The sequence below is a fragment of the Paenibacillus mesophilus genome (assembly GCF_005938385.1).
In the GTDB taxonomy this organism is placed as follows: Bacteria; Bacillota; Bacilli; order Paenibacillales; family NBRC-103111; genus Paenibacillus_AB; species Paenibacillus_AB mesophilus.
Genome location: NZ_VCRA01000041.1, coordinates 24,003 through 42,208 on the forward strand (window position 1 = coordinate 24,003; position 18,206 = coordinate 42,208).

14 protein-coding genes are annotated in these 18,206 nt (G+C 49.9%); 11 read left to right on the top strand and 3 right to left on the bottom strand.

Annotation, left to right across the window (positions count from 1 at the left end; translation table 11 throughout):
* Positions 1-175 precede the first annotated feature (175 nt).
* Genes FE783_RS34450 through FE783_RS34460 form a run of 3 tightly spaced genes read left to right on the top strand, consistent with a single transcriptional unit; the run spans position 176 to position 4,187 of the window.
* Positions 176-1,945 carry an ABC transporter ATP-binding protein gene (locus FE783_RS34450; protein WP_138883938.1) on the top strand — a complete coding sequence of 590 codons (1,770 nt, stop codon included), beginning with the start codon at positions 176-178 and terminating at the stop codon, positions 1,943-1,945.
* Positions 1,932-3,692 carry an ABC transporter ATP-binding protein gene (locus tag FE783_RS34455; protein WP_158302188.1) on the top strand — a complete coding sequence of 587 codons (1,761 nt, stop codon included), beginning with the start codon at positions 1,932-1,934 and terminating at the stop codon, positions 3,690-3,692. The genes FE783_RS34450 and FE783_RS34455 overlap by 14 nt, the downstream gene beginning before the upstream one ends.
* A 24-nt stretch (positions 3,693-3,716) precedes the next feature.
* Complete coding sequence (locus tag FE783_RS34460; RefSeq protein ID WP_138883940.1) at positions 3,717-4,187, top strand: VOC family protein; 471 nt, start codon at positions 3,717-3,719, stop codon at positions 4,185-4,187.
* A gap of 274 nt (positions 4,188-4,461) precedes the next feature.
* On the opposite strand, the gene FE783_RS34465 is transcribed toward FE783_RS34460, so the two are convergent.
* Positions 4,462-4,959, bottom strand: coding sequence for a DinB family protein (locus FE783_RS34465; protein ID WP_138883941.1), 498 nt, complete (start codon positions 4,957-4,959; stop codon positions 4,462-4,464).
* A gap of 354 nt (positions 4,960-5,313) precedes the next feature.
* On the opposite strand from FE783_RS34465, the gene FE783_RS34470 reads away from it, so the two are divergent.
* The 7 genes from FE783_RS34470 (at position 5,314) to FE783_RS34500 (ending at position 14,068) form a co-directional block, all read left to right on the top strand.
* Positions 5,314-6,369, top strand: coding sequence for a serine hydrolase domain-containing protein (locus FE783_RS34470; RefSeq protein WP_138883942.1), 1,056 nt, complete (start codon positions 5,314-5,316; stop codon positions 6,367-6,369).
* Positions 6,370-6,618: 249 nt separating this feature from the next.
* Complete coding sequence (locus FE783_RS34475) at positions 6,619-8,118, top strand: hypothetical protein (protein ID WP_138883943.1); 1,500 nt, start codon at positions 6,619-6,621, stop codon at positions 8,116-8,118.
* Positions 8,119-8,471: 353 nt separating this feature from the next.
* Positions 8,472-9,026: a dihydrofolate reductase family protein gene (locus FE783_RS34480; protein WP_158302189.1), complete on the top strand. Its 555-nt coding sequence runs from the start codon at positions 8,472-8,474 to the stop codon at positions 9,024-9,026.
* Positions 9,027-9,148: 122 nt separating this feature from the next.
* Positions 9,149-9,712 (top strand): dihydrofolate reductase family protein, encoded by a 564-nt coding sequence (locus FE783_RS34485; protein WP_138883945.1) that lies wholly within the window; start codon positions 9,149-9,151, stop codon positions 9,710-9,712.
* A 944-nt stretch (positions 9,713-10,656) separates the two neighbouring features.
* Positions 10,657-11,751 carry a LacI family DNA-binding transcriptional regulator gene (locus tag FE783_RS34490; RefSeq protein WP_138883946.1) on the top strand — a complete coding sequence of 365 codons (1,095 nt, stop codon included), beginning with the start codon at positions 10,657-10,659 and terminating at the stop codon, positions 11,749-11,751.
* A gap of 183 nt (positions 11,752-11,934) precedes the next feature.
* Positions 11,935-13,260 carry an ABC transporter substrate-binding protein gene (locus FE783_RS34495; RefSeq protein ID WP_138883947.1) on the top strand — a complete coding sequence of 442 codons (1,326 nt, stop codon included), beginning with the start codon at positions 11,935-11,937 and terminating at the stop codon, positions 13,258-13,260.
* Between the two features lie 25 nt (positions 13,261-13,285).
* On the top strand, positions 13,286-14,068 hold the full coding sequence (locus FE783_RS34500; protein ID WP_238403359.1) for a M55 family metallopeptidase: 783 nt from the start codon (positions 13,286-13,288) through the stop codon (positions 14,066-14,068).
* Positions 14,069-14,183: 115 nt separating this feature from the next.
* On the opposite strand, the gene FE783_RS34505 is transcribed toward FE783_RS34500, so the two are convergent.
* Positions 14,184-15,221: an alpha/beta hydrolase family protein gene (locus FE783_RS34505; RefSeq protein ID WP_138883948.1), complete on the bottom strand. Its 1,038-nt coding sequence runs from the start codon at positions 15,219-15,221 to the stop codon at positions 14,184-14,186.
* A gap of 48 nt (positions 15,222-15,269) precedes the next feature.
* Positions 15,270-16,595 (bottom strand): ABC transporter substrate-binding protein, encoded by a 1,326-nt coding sequence (locus FE783_RS34510; RefSeq protein WP_138883949.1) that lies wholly within the window; start codon positions 16,593-16,595, stop codon positions 15,270-15,272.
* 204 nt (positions 16,596-16,799) lie between these two features.
* On the opposite strand from FE783_RS34510, the gene FE783_RS34515 reads away from it, so the two are divergent.
* On the top strand, positions 16,800-18,191 hold the full coding sequence (locus FE783_RS34515; protein WP_138883950.1) for an extracellular solute-binding protein: 1,392 nt from the start codon (positions 16,800-16,802) through the stop codon (positions 18,189-18,191).
* Positions 18,192-18,206 lie beyond the last annotated feature (15 nt).

Below are 18,206 nucleotides of genomic sequence, written 5' to 3' on the forward strand. Positions count from 1 at the left end.
TTAATACGTAAATTATGGAAAAATAAGTTTACATGCGAACAAATGTGCGGTAAATTTGTGGGGGAGTGTATCGGCCTTTAACCGTCTGCATTTCCCAAGCGTACGGATCCATTGTCGGCACTCACTGAACCATGCAATCGTATTGAAGCGGCAGGAAGCTAAGAAAGGGTGAAAGATGGAGACACAATCGGCAAGATGGAAGCGTTTTACCGGGCGATCGCGTCCGTACGTCTGGATGCTCCGGTTCATGAAGCCTTATGGGGGAATTCTTCTGCTGCTGGTTGTCTGCAGCCTTCTGATGGGGCTCGGCGAACTGGCCATTCCCAAAATGATCGGTATCATCATCGACCGGATTATACCCGCGAACGATCTTCGCTCGCTGAACCGGCTCCTGCTCGTTTTAAGCGCGGTGATCGTTGTCATGCTGGCCTTGACGGCCGGCCGCAACCTATTGGAGCGGCGAATGAAAGAGTACTGCTCCAGAGATTTGCAACTGCTGTCCTTCCGTCAGCTGCGTAGGCTTGGGTATGCTTACTTCGAGAATACTCCGTCCGGCGAGACGCTGAACCTGCTGCGGGCGGACGTATCCGCCGTGCAGGAGCTGTACCGCCATCACATTCCGAATATGCAGTCCCGGGGCATGTTCATCGTGCTCTGTATCGGTCTGATGCTCAGTTTGAGCATCGCTTTGACGCTAGTATCATTAGGTGCTTTTTTGATTTATTATTTCATCGGTCCCGCGCTGGACCGGAAAACCGGGCTTCATCGCCGGGAAGCGTCCGACCGGGACAACGATTATCAGAAGCAAATCTATGACACCGTATCGGCGATTGCCGAGGTCAAGGCATATGGGGCCGAACGGTGGGTATTTCAGGAGATTGACCGGAAATACCAGGCCTATTCGCGGCAATGGCTCAAAATGCTCGCCTATTTGTATCGTTCCGAATCATTCCGCCACTTCTCGCATTATGTTGGCGCCGCTATTTTGTTCATCGCCGGGGGCTTCGAGATCCGGCACGGCCGGGTCATGATCGGCGAATTCATTACGTTCCTGCTCTATTATTACAGCATGATGGGCTTCATGCAGGCGTTCTTCGGTTCGGTTACGGAACAGAGAATGATGATGGTACAGGTCGACCGGCTGCACCGGTTCATCCATCTGGAGCCGGAAGTCCGGGAAACGGCGTCCCCCGTTCATCTGGAAGGAATCCGTGGGGAGATTGCGTTCGAGCATGTTTCGTTCTCTTACCTGGACGGGACCCCTGTGCTGCGTGACTTTCATTTAACGGTTCGCCCGGGCGAGCGTGTCGCTTTTGTAGGAGAAAGCGGCAGCGGCAAGACGACCGTTCTGAAGCTGCTGAACCGGTTTTATGATCCGCAGGAGGGGCGGATTTTGCTGGACGGAGTCCCGATTCGTTCGTTGTCGCTGCAGCAGCTGCGTGAAAGCATGGGGTATGTGTTTCAGGAAACCTATTTGTTTGGAAGCACGATCCGGGACAACATTCTATTCGGAAACCCCCAAGCTGCGGAGGAGGAAGTCATGGCGGCCGCCCGGCATGCGGCAGCTCATTCCTTTATCGAGCAGCTGCCGGACGACTACTCCACCTGGATCGGGGAGCGTGGCGTGAAGCTTTCGGGAGGACAGAAGCAGCGGATTTCCGTGGCGCGCATGCTGCTTAAGCGCCCGCCCATCGTCCTGCTCGATGAAGCGACCTCCTCTCTTGACCGGGAGAACGAACTGGAAATCGTCCGATCGCTGAAAGCTTTGCAAGGAGCCACGGTCATGACCGTCGCCCACCGTCTGTCCACAATCCGGGACTACGACCGGATCGTGGTCATGGAGCAAGGATCAATCGTTGAAATCGGCAGCTGGGATGAGCTTATGCAGCGGCGCGGAGCACTTTATGAGCTTTGGAAAGGGAGTGACGAATATGAAGCCGGCTAAGTGGAAGAACGAGCTCCGATGGTATTGGCAGTCCGTTTCTCCCTATAAAAGAAATTACGGAGTCATGCTGCTGCTTATGCTTGCCCAATGCCTCGTCACTCTCGGAGTAACCGGAATTCAGAAATTTTTTGTCGACGACGTCATCATGACCGGCGCCTATGAACGATTGCCCGCGCTGATCGCCGTTTTCGTCGTCCTGATGGTCCTGTTCATGCTTCTTTATATCCGGGTAGCCCATTATGTGTTTCTCAACCGAATGGACAGCAAACATCTGATTACGCGCGGACTGATGGATGCCATTTTGCGGCTGCCGCAGACGGTGTTTCAGAAGGAACGGACATCGGCCTATGTGCACCACATGACCTATGATGCGGATTCGATCGCCCAGGTTTTGTCGAACCGGATCCCGAGGGGACTGCAGCATCTTTTCTATGTCCTCTCGATTTTTATCATCTTAAGCCAAATGGGTCCTGCCATCGTTCTGGTGACCGGTTGCCTCATCGTCTTCTATGTGTTGGTCGGAAAATATTCGGGACCGATGATCAAACGGATCAGCCGGGAGGTCAACGACGAACGGATCCAGCTGGGCATCGTCATAGAGGAAGGAATCTCTTCGACTCGGGAGGTCCTCTCCTATCATCGACAAAGCTGGGAGATGGACCGGTACAATACCCGGTTCGGCCGCTATTTCGGCAAAGTAATGGAAGAGGGAAGGAAGAGTAACCTGCAGCTGTTTATGACAGAGCCGGCCAAATGGGGCATCCACGTCGCCGTCCTCGGCTTCGGGGGGTATGCGGTGATCTATGGGCATCTGAGCATTGGCATGTTTCTGATTTGTTATCAATACATCGCTCAACTGGTCAACTCTTTCCAAAACCTGTTTCATTTCAGTATGGATCTGGCACGCGGCGCCGCCTCTGCGGAACGGCTGAAGGACATTATGCGGCAAGCCGAGTCTCATGCCGGCACGCTTCGATTGGAGGAGCCCGTCAAGCGGATCTGCTTCCGGAACGTCCACTTTGCATACCCGTCTCAATCTGCCCCCGTCTTCAAGGGACTATCGATGGATCTTCCGGCTGGCTGCAAAATCGCGCTGGCAGGCGTAAGCGGGGGCGGGAAATCGACCCTGTTGCAGATGCTGCTGAGGACATTCCCGCCAGACCAGGGCCATATTCTCGTGAATGAACAGCCGCTGGAACGGATTGCCGCGGACGATTGGAACCGGAGACTGGCGATCGTGCTGCAGGAGCCGTACTTTTTTCCGGATACGGTAAGGAAAAACGTAACATTCGGGATGGAGGTATCGGAGGAAGAGATGATTGCCGCTTGCCGGAAGGCCCATATTCATGAAACGATCGTCCGCATGACAGACGGATACGACAGCATGCTGGGAGAACGGGGAATCACGCTTTCCGGAGGACAGCGGCAGCGGCTCGCTCTCGCTCGTGCGATGCTGCGCAATCCGGAAATCCTCGTACTGGACGAAGCGACGTCCGCCCTCGATCTGGAGACGGAGCGCCGGGTGATGCAGTCGCTTGACCTCGATCGCCAAGGGAGAACGACGATCATCATCGCCCACCGCCTTTCGACCATCAAAAATGCCGATATCATTTATTTTCTGGCGAAGGGCCGGATGGAGTACAGCGGCTCCTATGATGAGCTGTATAGCCGTTCGCCCGAGTTTCGGCACTTGGCTCAGTTGGACGAAGAGAAGCTGGGAGCCGAGGGTGAACTGATCGGAGGTTAGCCTTAATCAAAGAGGAGGTAGAATATGTTGAACAAAAAGACGAATGGTGCAGATGTGATCGGTTACTGCTGCATGAGATTTCCAGTCACAAATTTGAAAAAATCGGTGGATTTTTATTGCGATGTGTTGGGCTATGAATTGATTTCAGCAGATTATTCGTTTGGAGAGGCACATGTTGCATTGAAAAATGGAAACGGTCCGGGTATTTTTTTGATGGAAACCAAACCGGAGAATGTCACACAATTGAAGTTTGTATTTCCTCGTTCATTCTTTATCACAAGCAGTACGGGGCACGTAACGATGGTTGAGATGTTAACGTATGATTTGCTTGCTTTGCATGAACGGATTAAACAAGCTGGAGCTCATATCGATAAAGAACCTGTATTTACTAATGATTTCGGTTATTTCACCTTTTATGATCCGGACGGGCACTATATTCGGGTAGTCGAAGAAAAACAATCAAGCATACAGGAATCTGGCAGCAAAAAGGATTGAGTGATACGGAGTACGATAGCTCAAGAAGATACATATAGGTAGCCGGCTTTTTACGATACGATCGGCTATCACGAAAACCTTAAATTTCTTGTTTTATACGTTTTTAAACTCCCGGGCACGATAGTTCAATAGAAAACACAGAAGCAGCCGATCTTTTTGGTCGGCTGCTTCATTACGTTAACGGGCAGCATAATCCCATTTATCACCGCCAGCTGCTTTGCGGGACTACACAAATATTCGACTGTTTGGCGCGTATCGGATCGAGAAACTTAGTTCATCGGGCTTCCTCGTCGGCCGAGGGACCGTATGTGCCCGGCACCGGGATATCGAGAAGCCGCAAGTACACTCCGAGCTGCGCCCGGTGGTGAACCATGTGGCTTAATCCGAAGGTGCGGAGCGCGGTCGCCCGCGGCTCGCGTAGGATGATATGATCGCCGTGGCGCAGCGTCCATTCCTCGCCGAGCGTTTTCTCGTCGCATTCGGCGAGCAGCTTTTCAAACTTGCCGACGTTCGCGTCGAACTCCTCCAGAACGTCAGCGCTTTTTTTCAAAGGCTCCCGCCGCAGCGGCACGGTCGAAAGATCGAACTCCGGGTACTGAAAAATCGCGATTTGCCAGTTCAGCAGGTTGATCAGATGCGTGGCCAGCCCGCCAAGCGTCATCGATTTCTCGTGCGGCTTCCACGACATATGCTCCTCGGGCAAGCGTTCCAGAATGCGGCGCGTAGTAGCCAGTTCTTGCGTTGCATCGCCGACGATCAGTTGTTTGACCATAAATTCCACTCCTCCCATATGATTTAGCATACTATAAATTCCAGTCGAGTGGAAAGCTCTCTGGTAATCTGACATGCCCTCTCACTCCAGCATAAATCCATTTTTCCTTCTATACTATTCGGCCGGAAATTTATGTTAATATGTGGTTGGATCATCTTTTAATGGTAAAGGGGATTACTAGATAAAAGATCCAGGGATAACGATTAGGTATTTCTATAAATGCACCCGACGGGTAAGACCGCTGAATAAAGATAACACGGCGGCAGTCGACCAGATGATCGGCTGCTTTTATGCTCAACTATGAGGAATCAACATGTCCCATTCGGAATTCGTAAAGTATAGGAGTGATACCCGATGCACCGAATCAAAGAAGCCGTCCCGTTCACATTGATGGAACCCAAGGCTACCCAACTAGACGCACTACGACTGAACCAAGCCTATGAAACGCTGCTCCAGACGTTTCCCGGCCTCTACAGCCTCCTGATCGTTAAGGATGCGCAGCTCGTCTTCGAACGATACGAGCCGCCGGCCGAGCCGACCGCTGCCTGCAGCATTAAATCCATCACGAAGAGCGTCATGAATGCGCTCGTTGGTATCGCCATTCGGGACGGTCTGATCGCTTCCGTCGATCAGTTTATCTCCGACCTGGCTCCGAAGATGCCGGAGAAATGGCTTGCGAACATCGACGGAGTTACCGTTAAGCATCTGCTAACTATGACGCATGGCTTACATGTCGAGGAGAACAGCCCGGAGATGCTAGAGGTCTGGAAAAGCAGCAATTGGATTGGCGCGATACTTGACAAGCCGCTCGTCCACTCGCCGGGCGAACGTTTCCTTTACTGCACTTGTTCCACGCATCTGCTTTCTGCAATTCTGACACAAGCAGCGAAGGTTCCTCTTGCCTATTACGCAAGCCGGAAGTTATTCTGGCCGCTCGGCATCCGGTTCCGCCGGAAGTTATTCGGGTCGCTCGGCATCCAATTCCCGGTCCGATGGGAACAGTCTCCTGAAGGGTTAAACTGGGGCGGCAATAATATGTTCCTTACACCCCGCATCCTTGCGCGCTTCGGCCAGTTGTATTTGGCGGACGGCATCTGGAACGGCCAGCGACTCTTCCCTGCCGGATGGGTCGACGAATCCTTTCAAAAGCACTCCACCGGCTGGGCCGATTACGCCGCCTACGGCTACCTGTGGTGGGTTGGCTGCGCTGATGGATTGAATTATGCTTTCGCCTCCGGCTACGGCGGGCAGTACGTCTATGTCATCCCCGAGCTGAAGAGCGTTATCGTCCTGACGGCCAACTCCGACGCCAGCATCGCCGATATGCAGGCGACGACGAATCCTGCCATTAAGGACCCGACTTGGATTTTGAGGCGGTTTCTGATTGAGAGTAGGCTCCAGGAATTTTGAGGGACGGAGAACGAGAGCTGAGCGGATCCCGTGAAGAAAATTTGGGTTATTTCAGTAAGCGAAGAAAAGGACGGGCAAATGAAAGTGACGAAGCAGTATGAAGAACCGTTAATGAAATGAATAAATGTAGGCTACAACGATTTTAGAACAAGGCTGTTTATATGGTAACCGAACCTTATTGAGAACTTCGACAGTCAAAAATAACGATAAGATAAATCGAGTCTACGTGGATAAGGAGTGGAACTATCTATGATGATACACAAATCATTACTGCTTGCCGCCATATTGGCCTTCGGCCTAACATTCACCATTGCGGGGGAAACCGCACATGCAGCATCACGCAATGTGACTGTAACGTTACCGGCGTTTCCGGTGGTGCTGGACGGCATTCAACTCGACAATGCGCATCTGAAATATCCGTTGCTGACGTATAAAGATATTACTTACATACCGATGACCTGGTCGATCAGTCAGGCGACGGCGCTGCAATTGAACTGGAGTAAGGAGAACGGTCTATCCGTCAATCTGGGAACACCGATGAGCGTAAAACCGGAGCTCGAAAAAGGTGGTTCATTTCGCTACGATCGTTATACCGCCCATGTGGCGGAGTTCCCCGTCAGTGTCAATCAGGAAGCAGTTAACAACTTAGAGCAAACATACCCACTCCTTGAGTTTCAGGATATTACCTATTTCCCGCTGACCTGGGATTATGCAGTTGATAAATTCAGATGGAAGTTGACCTGGAATGATGTAGACGGATTGAGCATCCAGACAAACCAACGACGATACATGTCTGGAATCATCTATGATGATGAGAATTATCTATATACCTATGTTCACAACGTCAGGGGTCGAATATTCCGCATACAGAAGAGTCTTGAGGGTTCCCCGGAATTGCTGACGGTTGAACAGAGCAAGCAAATTATGGCTTCCCGCCAGGCCTTGCCGGAGGATGTGCCGGGCAAAGTGGAATCTAAACCGAAGCTGACGGTTTATAAGGATCATCAGCTCTGGTACGACGATACACCGCTAATTTCGGTTGAGAAGGAAGAAGAAAGCAGACGGCTTGCCTGGCAAAGCGAGGAAACTAAAAATGTTCAGTTTGTGTATGAGGAAAGTGTGATTGAGCTAGAAGCGGATACGAAGGTGTTCACCTTCCAAATTCCGACCGGGCGGAGTAATCCTGCAGGAACGCCATCCTCCAAGCGCCTTGTTATCGTACATCAAGGAAATGTTCAAGAGCTGACCGATTTCACCAGAAGCGTATCCGGGATAAGGAAGTCGAAGGATGGGGTCTGGCTATGGACGAATTCGCCTACCCGGTTGTCCGCACGCACGGGCTCGGACCGTGGAGAGGTGTTGTGGGTAGGTGCAGACGGAACGCATCGCAGCTGGAATCAGATTCTGGATGCCCAATACGTTCGGGTCCTCCATCACGAGGACGATAAGCTGCTTGTTCAGGCTTACGAGCTTTTCCGGCTAAAGGACACCGCCCCCAAAAATACCGGATATTTCTGGCTGCACGGTGATGGAACGTATGAAAAAATCGGTAATTTGACCGAAGAAACGACCATTAAAGAAGCGTCGTTATTTATGGCCGATAACCTCGACGCTTATGTGGATCGGGATTTGAACATTTACGTTGTGAGGAACAATACGATCAGCAACGTGAATAACGGAATCAACCGAATCTGGTGGGATTACGAGTTGGAAGAGCTCACCAAAGATTATCCGGGTGCGGGCTATTGAGTAAATTAGTTTTGCGATTTTGATATACGTTCATCCTATCTTTTGGATCGGTTTCCTTGAAGATCGTATGGACGATGAAACGGCAGCCTCGCTGGTAAGGGCAATCTGTAAATACGGCATGATATTTGGCATCGCCAAGAACCTTTTAATACCATTGGGTATTTCTAAGCCAAAGTACTTAGCGTAATGTTCCTTCTGTAAAGTGTTTTACTTCTATGGATTTTATTTGGTCCTAACTCTGATATATAGCAATCGGCAAGAAATGTACCCTACAAAACATTGCTACACTGGAACAGGATGCTGGTGAATGTACCTTCGGAATTAATTTTTTTTACAACGGGAGGATGAGCTTGATGCGGAAAGTAATCGCCTCTGAAATGTTATCGATAGAAGGTTTCATGGAGGAGGAAAGGGGGCAACTGGATTGGTTCGTTCAAGATGAAGAACTGAATGACTACGCAATGAACCTGCTTGATTCGGTGGATACTATTATTTACGGCCGGATTACGTATGAAATGATGGCCGGCTTTTGGCCATATGCTCCAGGTAGTTTTGCAGCACGCACCAATGAATTGCAGAAATATGTGGTCACCGGGACGTTGAAAGAAACGCCTTGGGGAACATGGAATAACGCCCGTCCGCTAAGTGGAACTCTGGCGGAGGAGATTGAACGGCTAAAGAAGCAACCGGGAAAAGACATGGTGATTTACGGCAGCGGCAGTATTGTCCGGGAATTGACGGAACACGGGCTTATTGATGAGTATAGACTTATCGTGAATCCGGTTTTGCTAGGGAAGGGTAAACCGCTTTTCGGGGAGTTTTCAGGCCGGATTCACTTGAAACTGAATGAGGCTAAAGTATTCCCTTCGGGCGTTATTGCATTGGCCTACGTTGCAATCAAGATTTGATCCGTTACGGTGCGGCCATGGAATCGATTGGCTGCCTTGCTCAACTAACGGGCAGAGTATTTCCATTATATGTTAATAATGATGGTCTCGTTGGAAACTGAAAATTGGAGGGCGTTATTGAAATGGCTAAACTGATCTACGCTGCTAACGTATCTTTGGACGGGTACATGGAGGACGAGCACGGCAATATCGAGTGGACGACCTCCGATGACGAGGAGTTTGCGTTCTGGACTGACTTCCAGCGGCCGATTGGCACATACCTATACGGGCGTCGAATGTACGAATCGATGGTGTACTGGGAGACGGCGAGAGCCAAGCCAGGCGATCAACCGGAGGTAATACGGGAATTTGCGCAGATCTGGCGAGCGGCCGAGAAGATCGTGTATTCGCGGACGCTTCAGGAGGTTTCAAGCGCCAGGACTAGAATCGAGCGCGAATTCGATCCTGATGCGATCCGGAGGCTGAAGGAGTCTTTAGGAGCCGACATTACGATTGGCGGCCCCGAGCTTGCTGGGCAGGCGATGAGTGCGGGACTGATCGACGAGTGTCATCTGCTTCTTAATCCGATCGTCTTGGGTGGAGGTAAGCAAGCATTGCCGGACAACCTCCGCATGCGGCTCGAGCTGCTCGGTGAGCGCCGCTTCCGAAGCGGTGTTGTCCATCTTCACTACCGCGTGATCGTCTGACCGCGACGCTAGACGCCAACCAACCAAGGGGCGCTGTGAGGCAGCCACAACAAGCTATCGCGGGGCAGAAATATAGGCATGGGAAGCCCCCCCACCCGTCAAGGATATAAACGCTGCCGCCCTTGACGGGTTTACAGCAGTGCGGTCAATTTGCACATCAGATCTTGGACAGTGTGCATAGTCAGTTTTTGGACATTTTGAAGCTGTTAGTACAGGTTATACCATTCGATGTGCACAGTTGGTCAAAGACGGGAGATACGCTTTCAGGCTTACTATATCAATTGAAATTACGGAAGCCGGAAGTTATGACCGGCTTCCATTTTTAACTTAACGGGAGACTTTTTTTAATGGATCAGTCTAAAACTTATTTTCAAAAGCTGACGATTCTTCAATTCCGGCTCAACATATTCGAATAGGCCATACCCGGCCGCGAGGCGTACCTTCCCTGGGTGATCGCGATCACTGTCTACCCGAATTTGGTGCATCAATTTTGGAGTGTCAGCGAACAGCAAACGGTGGTGACCCATGATCCACCTGGGCGCCTTGGAAGTTCGATTGATCAAAAAAACAGTAATTTGTTATAATGAAGCAGCACATGGAGCATTCCGGCGAAGATTTCCATTATATCGATCAAGAAACAAACGAGCAGTATGTGCCATACTGCATCGAGCCGTCGGTCGGCGCGGACCGAGTAACGCTGGCGTTTTTGATTGATTGCGTAGGAGGAGCAAAAGCACAAAGGTGACGACAGTCGCACCGTGCTGCGACCTGAGGGCGTTTATAGAAAGCAAGCTTGCATGTTAATGCAAAGATGACGGAATAAGCTTCGAGGAATTCACTTCACTTTGTGGGGTTTAAGTAGGGCCGGTCGCTTGGATGAAGTTCCGGGTCGGCTTTTCCAGATTGTTTAGCCCGCTTTATGGGAGAGGAGAGAGGGAAGAGCTATGCAGGAACGGCGATACGTACGGGAAAAGAAAATAACGATGAAGGATATTGCCGTTCACTTGAATATCGACCGGACGACGGTGTCCAAAGCATTGTCGGCCAACCCGGGACTGTCTCAAGCGATGGTTGAGAAAGTGAAGCAAGCGGCAAAGGAGCTCGGCTACCATAAAGACACGTTTGCCAGCGGACTGATGACCGGAAAAAACGCGGTGCTCGGCATCGTCATTGCCAATGAGATCAACCGCAACATTTACGCCTCTTTCGTCAAAAGCTTCGAGCAGGTTGCTCAAGACCATCAGCATGCGGTCATCATGTGCCATGTGGAGCGGAATCAAGACGACTTGTTAAAAGCGATCCGCTTGTTGAAACAACAACGGGTATCCGGAGCGACATTCGTTGCGGGTACGCATGAATCTTTGGATCGTCAATATTTAATCGAACTAACCGAATCCGGAATGGCGGTCAATGTAACGGGCTCTCGATTTTCCCATGACAGCGTCGACAGCATCGTTTATGACCATAAGCGGGCTGGATACGATTTGACGAATTATTTGATTGGGCAGGGTCACCGACATATTATGATGATTTCCCATCCCGGGGCGTCGTTGAAGCTGCTGGACGATACCGAGCAAATATCGTCGAGAAACTCCAACAACTTGCGGACACAAGGTTATTTGCAAGCCATGCATGAAGCCGGCCTGCCGACTTCGGTCGTTATCGCAGCGCATGCGACGAAGCCGCCGATTACGGTTCAGGACTGCTATACGACGCTAAAAGAAATGGGACATCTGGGACAAACAAGCGCCATTATTGGCGCCAGCGACGATCATGCCTTAGGTGTGCTGTTCGCTTTAAAGGAGTTTGGCATAGCAGTTCCTCAGCAAATTTCGGTAGCCGGTTTCGACGATGCGTACGCCACGCTTGGGGTACCTCAGTTGACGACGATGCGCATGCCGCTGCGGGAATCGGGAGAAACTGCCGGGTTGCTCCTAATCGAGCGAATGAAGCGGCTGGACAAGGATAAGGCCAGTATCGTGCTGCCATATGAGATGATTGTAAGAGGAAGTACAAGTCCTAAGTATGAGTCAATGTAAACAGCCGGGCAAGGGGATGGTTCCCAAGCTCGGCTTTATTTTTGATCCAATATTCGTATTTTTTTGTTGACATTGTTTGCTGTTACGATTTATTATAATTTTAATCACTCGAGTGATAAACCTTTTGGTTAGACCTCGGCATAAAAATGAAAGAGTTGATTCAGTACATGGGAGGGGTTCATATTGGTCAGAAAAAAAGTAACACTGCTCATGTTATCGTCGGCGATTGCGGTCGGATTGGTCGGTTGCAGCGGAAGCAACAGCTCGGGGAGCGATACGAAATCTAGCGAGCCAGCCAAGCTTCCGGCGGCCAGCAAGGAGCCGGTTGAACTAACGATCGTCACGAACTCCGGTCATACGCAGGAGGCGTTCGATACGCGCTTCGGCAATTCGCTGCGCAAGAAGTTTCCGAATTATACGATCAAGTTCATTCCAAGCTCTGTTATTAAGTTCACCGATCTGGTTGCGACGAATACGATGGTCGATATCGTCTATGCTGCCGTCAACGACTTTACGAACGGGCCATTGAAGAGCGGCATGGTTTACGACATGACCGATCTGATGAAGAAGCATAGCGTCGATCCGAACAAAGTCGGCATGAACTGGGTGCAAGGGTTGAGCCCGGTATGGGGCGGCAAGCTGTATGGTCTACCGATCGGGATCGAGACGCTGGCTACATTTTATAACAAAGATATTTTCAATAAATTCGGCGTCGCTTATCCGAAAGACGGCCTGACGTGGGACGATATTTTCGATCTGAACAACAAGCTGACCCGGGTCGATCAAGGGGTATCGTATGCAGGCTTGGTCGTTGCTCCGTCACAGCATTTCTCGCTCAACGCATTGTCGCTGCCGTACTACGATGCGCAGACGGGCAAGTCGTCGGTTGTCACCGATGAAGCAAAATGGAAGACGATCTTCGACACGATCGCGGTTCGGCCGATGACGGCGCCTGGCTACAAAGAAAAGACTGCGACTTTGAAAGCGTTGCCAGGGGAGGCCAACTTTTATAAAACGAGAGATGCCGCGATGGAAGTCGGTCTTGTTCATATTCCGCTTTCGTACGATATGAAAGATTTGAATTGGGACATTACGACTTATCCGAGCTTCAAGGAATCACCGGGCGGAGGCGCTCAGGCGAACTTGCTGCTGTTCGGAGTTACCAATATGAGCAAAAACAAAGACGCGGCGATGGAAGTCATCAAATTTTTGTATTCCGACGAATATCAGACGATTACGGCTCGCGACGGCAACTATCCGGCTATCGTCAACGACGATCGGATCAAGCAGTTTGCGCAAAATACATACTACAAGGATCGCAACGTTCAGTCGGTATTTAAAGTGAAGCTGGCTCCACTGTCCAAACGAACGATCTACGATCCGGACTTGGCGGCCGTGTATCGCAAATATTTAACCGATTTGGCGCTAGGCAATATGGATATGAACACGATGATGCGCAAGGTTGATGAGGAAGTGCAGCAAATGGTTGCACAAATTAAGAGCAGATAAATTAAGATTCGGAGAGGAACCCTACATGATTAAATTTTACATCTTAACCGATTTGGAAGGGGTTGCGGGTACCGACCGGTTTACGCAAACCCGGACATCCGATTCCGGTCCGGACGGCAAAGGGCCTTCGATGAAGCAGTTGGGCCGCGAAGTGAATGCTTGCGTGGAAGGGATTAAGGCGGTTTACCCGGATGCGGTCATCGACGTATGGGACGGTCACGGCTCGTACGGCTTATTCCCGGAAGATTTGGTCGGCTGCAACTATCAAAGAGAGTATCGGCCCCATACGGGCCAACTGCATGATTACGCGGCGATGCTGTTCGTCGGACAGCATGCGATGGCAGGTACGATCAACGCGCCGCTATGCCATACGTATTCGTCGCGAGAAGTGATGTATTACCGGCTGAACGGTGTATATATCGGAGAATTTGGTGCAAGGGCGTTTCTTGCCGGCGTGCAGTCGGTGCCGACGATCTTTTTGTCCGGCGACGACAAGGCTGCTTCGGAGGCAAAAATGTTCGTGCCGGAGATCGAAACGGTCGTGACGAAGCAAGGCACTGGCTTCGAATCGGCGATTCATCTCGATCTAGACGAATCGTGCCGCCGTATCCGCGAAGGGGCGGAACGCGCCGTGCGCCGCATGCTGGACATCGCTCCGTTCACCGGCTTTACTGCGCCGTATACGTTCGAAGCGCGGCATTATAATAAATATTGGACGGAGACGCGCAAGCCGAATTCGAATCGCGAGTATGTAGACGATTATACGTACAGGATCGTATCGGACGATATTTTCGCAATGCCGTTCTGAGGTTGTTAACGAGAGGAGGGGGCTAGCCTAGCTGCCCCCTCCTTGAATTTATGGCACAATCAGCGTTTTGACGTTTTCTTGCAGTTTAGCTTGTCTCTTCTATTAACAGCCTCGTCTATTTTGATGGTTCCATCAACCAGCGGTTCAGAAAGTCATAGGCCATAGTGCGGATTTCCGGCGGGAAATCATGCGCTTTCGCCGTCATGACCGCTTCAAACCGATCCCCAACTTCGAGAAACTGGTACAGCTTGTACAACTCGGCCATACATTCACCGATCGCTTGCCAATGTGGGAAAATTGCATCCGTTTGGCCGTAATAATAAAAGATGGGAACCGGAGCGGTTAACATGGCAATCTCGTGAAATTCGAAGGGCACCTCGTATCGGCTTAAATAATCGGTTATTTTCGGCAAATGGGTGTACCAGCTGCGTATGCCCCAATGAGTCGGACGATGATCGCCATAGAACGGACTGAAGCCGCAAATACTTACAACAGCCCGGATACGTTCGTCAATACCTGCGAGAAAATAAGAGTTATACCCGCCGAACGATAAGCCGATCACCCCGATACGGTTCGGATCCACGCCTTCCCACACGCTTAACAAGTCTACGCCCTGCATATGATCGACAATATTTTTGCCGACCGTAGTCCAGTTCGGATGCTTTTCATAGAACGGCTTGCTTTGGAAAGACCGACACCCGTCATAGATCCGTTCACCCGCCGTTAGCGCATCCGGAACAAGCACAATATACCCTCTGGAGACAAGCTGCAATCCGTAACGCCTATTTTCTCCGCCGCTCAACGTGGCGTAATGCTCTTTTCCCAATTCTTGCGTCCCATGCAGGGCGAGCATCGCCGGGCGTCGCCCGTATTGATCTTTGCCGGGAATGGACGGATCCGGTATGAGCAAATATGCCGTTACTTGATCTCCATAAACCGTATCGTAAATAAGATGCAGCCGGGTATGATCTTGTTCTTTTATTTCGTCCAATACTTTGTAGGAAACGGGAACGCGTTCGGGCAACCCGCCGATGAATTCCAGCCATTTATGCTTTATTTCGTTTCGCTTCGTTAACCAATCGTTGGCATCGTTTACCCCGTCAAGCAAATGGGGGAGGCCTTTTTGATTCAACTCGAACAAGTTATAACTCATGGTTGGGATTTCTCCTTCGTCTAATAATAGGCTTGCTTTCACTTGAGCTTATTTCATTTTACTTTTTTCTTTCTCAACTTCTTTTCGCAAAAGTTCGTCCGCATTTCTCAAAGACGTATTAACATCTTGTTGGCCATTTGCTGCCGAAAGGAAAGCGTTGCGCAAGAATGAATCCGCTGTGCTTGTATCGATAGGCGTCATCCCTCTCGCCCGGGGGAGGCGAACCGAAGCGAACTCATAATAATCAACGGACTTCATATTTTTCCCTTTATATAAATCGTTGTCTTGTCCTAGAACCTTCATGTGCTCTTTATTGGATACCGTCGGCAAAAATCCGTTGCGGGCATCCTTTAACTGCACTTCATCGTTGAGCATCTCCATAATCACTTTAAACGCCTCGTCCTTGTGCTTACTTTGCTTCGTAATCATCAGGTATCCGGGGGAAAAAATGCCGATCTTTTTCGGCGCGCCTTCAATTATCGGGATCGAAGCCATGTCCCAGTTTGGCAGCATGCCCAGATTTAAATAAGGGGAGAAAATGTCGGAATGAATTGCGACAGAACCCTTTTGGAATACTGCAGCTTCTTCGTTGATGGTCTTCCCGACGCTATTGTTCGGTATTTTGTAAAACCGGGTGTAGTTATCAAATATTTTTTTCCAGATGTCATACCCGTACAACTCGTCTTTTTCAGGGTGGAGCGCCGGGGCAGAATACTCGTTGTAGGCGATCAAGGTTGTAATATTCGCGCTGAAGCCGCGATAGACAACGCCATTCTCAACCCGCGTCAGTTTTTGTGCCACTTCATAAATTTCTTCCCAGGTCATACCATCTTTCAAATAAGGCTGACCGAATTTATCAAACAAATCTTTGTTGTAGTACAGCACCCGCGAGAAGAACGGCGATACCGGAAGGCCGTAAAGCTCTCCGTTTTGCGAAGTCAGATCCATTAGCCCTTTGATGAAAATGGGGTTAAAACGGCTGAGGTCATATTTGTATTTTTTCACCATTTCATTGAGGTCGTATCCAAGCCCCATGTTCAAGTACGAGGAATGGACGGTGCTGGCGATATTGCGGACAATATCCGGAACTTCTCCGCGAGCAATCGTTTCCGGCAATGTATTCTGCGCACCACTTGACGGCAACCAAATAAAGGTAATGTGCGGGAACTTTCGTTGAAGAGCGTCCCTGAACCGGTCGTTGAATTCCGCTTCGGTTACACCGTAAAAGTGAAGCTTCAGTTCGATCGGCTTATTCTCGGTGTTAGCGCTTTCAACGGCATTAGACTTGTTCCTAGAGTGATCGCTACCGCTACAGGCGGTTAATAGCGCGACCAGTGATACACTTAATGTGCCGGCGTACAATAGGTTTCTCATTCGATTCGATCCTCCCTTTCGCTCAATCTAATAAATATCTAATAATTAACTACAAGAAAAATAGTATTTTATTTATTAGATATTGTCAAGATCTAAAAACCTACTCGGTACTGGTTACACCGAATCGTTGACAGATCCGTAATTTGACATGAATAGATCCATCGCTTATGATCAAATATCATATGCGATGAGGTTGAACACGGAATGGAACGTAAGCCAAGCCGCAAAACATTTCGCCCACGACTGGATGAAATGATCACATCGATTCGGAACAATATCATTACCGGGAATATCGAGCCTGGGAAATTTTTGCCTTCCGAAAAACAATTAGCTGAGCAATTTGGCTTAAGCGTCCCTTCGGTACGCAAAGGGCTTTCTGTGCTTGCCAATGAATCGCTGATAGTCAAAAAACCGAAGATTGGCAGCCAAGTAGTCGATCCTGCGGAAAAAGGCGCGATTACGATCAGACTCGGGCTAACCTCGACGATCCCCGACGATGTGAATATTCATCAACTCATTGTTCTCTTTCACCGGAAACATCCGAATATTCGTATCCAAGTTGTCAAGTTGCCCGGTTTGACGTACGACCAAGCCAAGAGCCATCTAGACGGCGGCATGCTGGATGTGTTGACTATGAATTACAACCATTTTCGCGCTTTTGCCGATGCAGGCCGTCTCGACGAGATTGAACCGCTGGCACGAAATGAAGCGTTGTACCCGTTTTTGTCCGACGCTTTTACAGAAGATGGGGAACTGCGAGTACAGCCTTTTGTATTCTCTCCGATTATACTCTGCTACAACCGAAGCCATTTTGTTCAGCAGGGGTTGCAGGAGCCCGACAGTAGTTGGGACTGGAAACGGCTGTTTGAATGTGCCGCTGCGTTGGACATTCCTGATGAGCGGATCGGATTTCATTGTTACTTTTCAACAGCGAATCGGGCGTGCTTGTTGCTGATGCAAAAGGGGAAAGCGTTTGAACGCAGCGAGGACGGGCGACTTAAGCTCGGCGGTACAGAAATGATGGAAGCGATCCGTTACAGCCGGGAAATATATAAAAAAATTCCATCATTGCCGAACAGCTTAATGGACTGGGATAATGTAAAGCTGGACATGTTCCGTCAAGGCAAAGTCTCGATGATGATTACTAGCTATTTTGTATTGAACTTTTTGCACCATAGTGACCTTAACTACGATATTGCGCCTGTTCCTCATTTTGGTGAACCTCTAACGATCTTGTTGGCCATTGGAATGGCAGTGAATCGACAATCCAAACATAAAGAAGCGGCGTGTAAATTGGTTGATTTTATGATTTCGCCTACAGCGCAGCAGTATATCCGCGAGCATACGTGCAGCTTGCCGGCCCGTGTAAATTCGGCGGAATGGTCGGGGCCCGATACTAGCAACCGTCCATCGCGCTTTACACTGTTCCGTGAGATCATACCGAGTTTCCGGTTATTTACGGATCTGAACATCCGGGAGGATGAATATAATCTTCTGTTTAAAGAGCTTCGGCTCTATTGGGCGGGGTTGATAAACGAAGAGACGCTTTCTTCGCGCATTGAATCAAATTCATCGATGAATGTACTTGAAAAATAGGAAAGAGCAGGGGAG

Excerpts from the sequence above, each read along its gene's own strand:
- FE783_RS34515 (WP_138883950.1), top strand. The coding sequence starts at position 16,800 with ATGGAACGTAAGCCAAGCCGCAAAACATTTCGCCCACGACTGGATGAA.
- FE783_RS34465 (WP_138883941.1), bottom strand. The coding sequence starts at position 4,959 with ATGGTCAAACAACTGATCGTCGGCGATGCAACGCAAGAACTGGCTACT.
- FE783_RS34450 (WP_138883938.1), top strand. The coding sequence starts at position 176 with ATGGAGACACAATCGGCAAGATGGAAGCGTTTTACCGGGCGATCGCGT.
- FE783_RS34510 (WP_138883949.1), bottom strand. The coding sequence starts at position 16,595 with ATGAGAAACCTATTGTACGCCGGCACATTAAGTGTATCACTGGTCGCG.
- FE783_RS34500 (WP_238403359.1), top strand. The coding sequence starts at position 13,286 with ATGATTAAATTTTACATCTTAACCGATTTGGAAGGGGTTGCGGGTACC.
- FE783_RS34455 (WP_158302188.1), top strand. The coding sequence starts at position 1,932 with ATGAAGCCGGCTAAGTGGAAGAACGAGCTCCGATGGTATTGGCAGTCC.
- FE783_RS34475 (WP_138883943.1), top strand. The coding sequence starts at position 6,619 with ATGATGATACACAAATCATTACTGCTTGCCGCCATATTGGCCTTCGGC.
- FE783_RS34485 (WP_138883945.1), top strand. The coding sequence starts at position 9,149 with ATGGCTAAACTGATCTACGCTGCTAACGTATCTTTGGACGGGTACATG.
- FE783_RS34470 (WP_138883942.1), top strand. The coding sequence starts at position 5,314 with ATGCACCGAATCAAAGAAGCCGTCCCGTTCACATTGATGGAACCCAAG.
- FE783_RS34490 (WP_138883946.1), top strand. The coding sequence starts at position 10,657 with ATGCAGGAACGGCGATACGTACGGGAAAAGAAAATAACGATGAAGGAT.
- FE783_RS34505 (WP_138883948.1), bottom strand. The coding sequence starts at position 15,221 with ATGAGTTATAACTTGTTCGAGTTGAATCAAAAAGGCCTCCCCCATTTG.
- FE783_RS34460 (WP_138883940.1), top strand. The coding sequence starts at position 3,717 with ATGTTGAACAAAAAGACGAATGGTGCAGATGTGATCGGTTACTGCTGC.
- FE783_RS34480 (WP_158302189.1), top strand. The coding sequence starts at position 8,472 with ATGCGGAAAGTAATCGCCTCTGAAATGTTATCGATAGAAGGTTTCATG.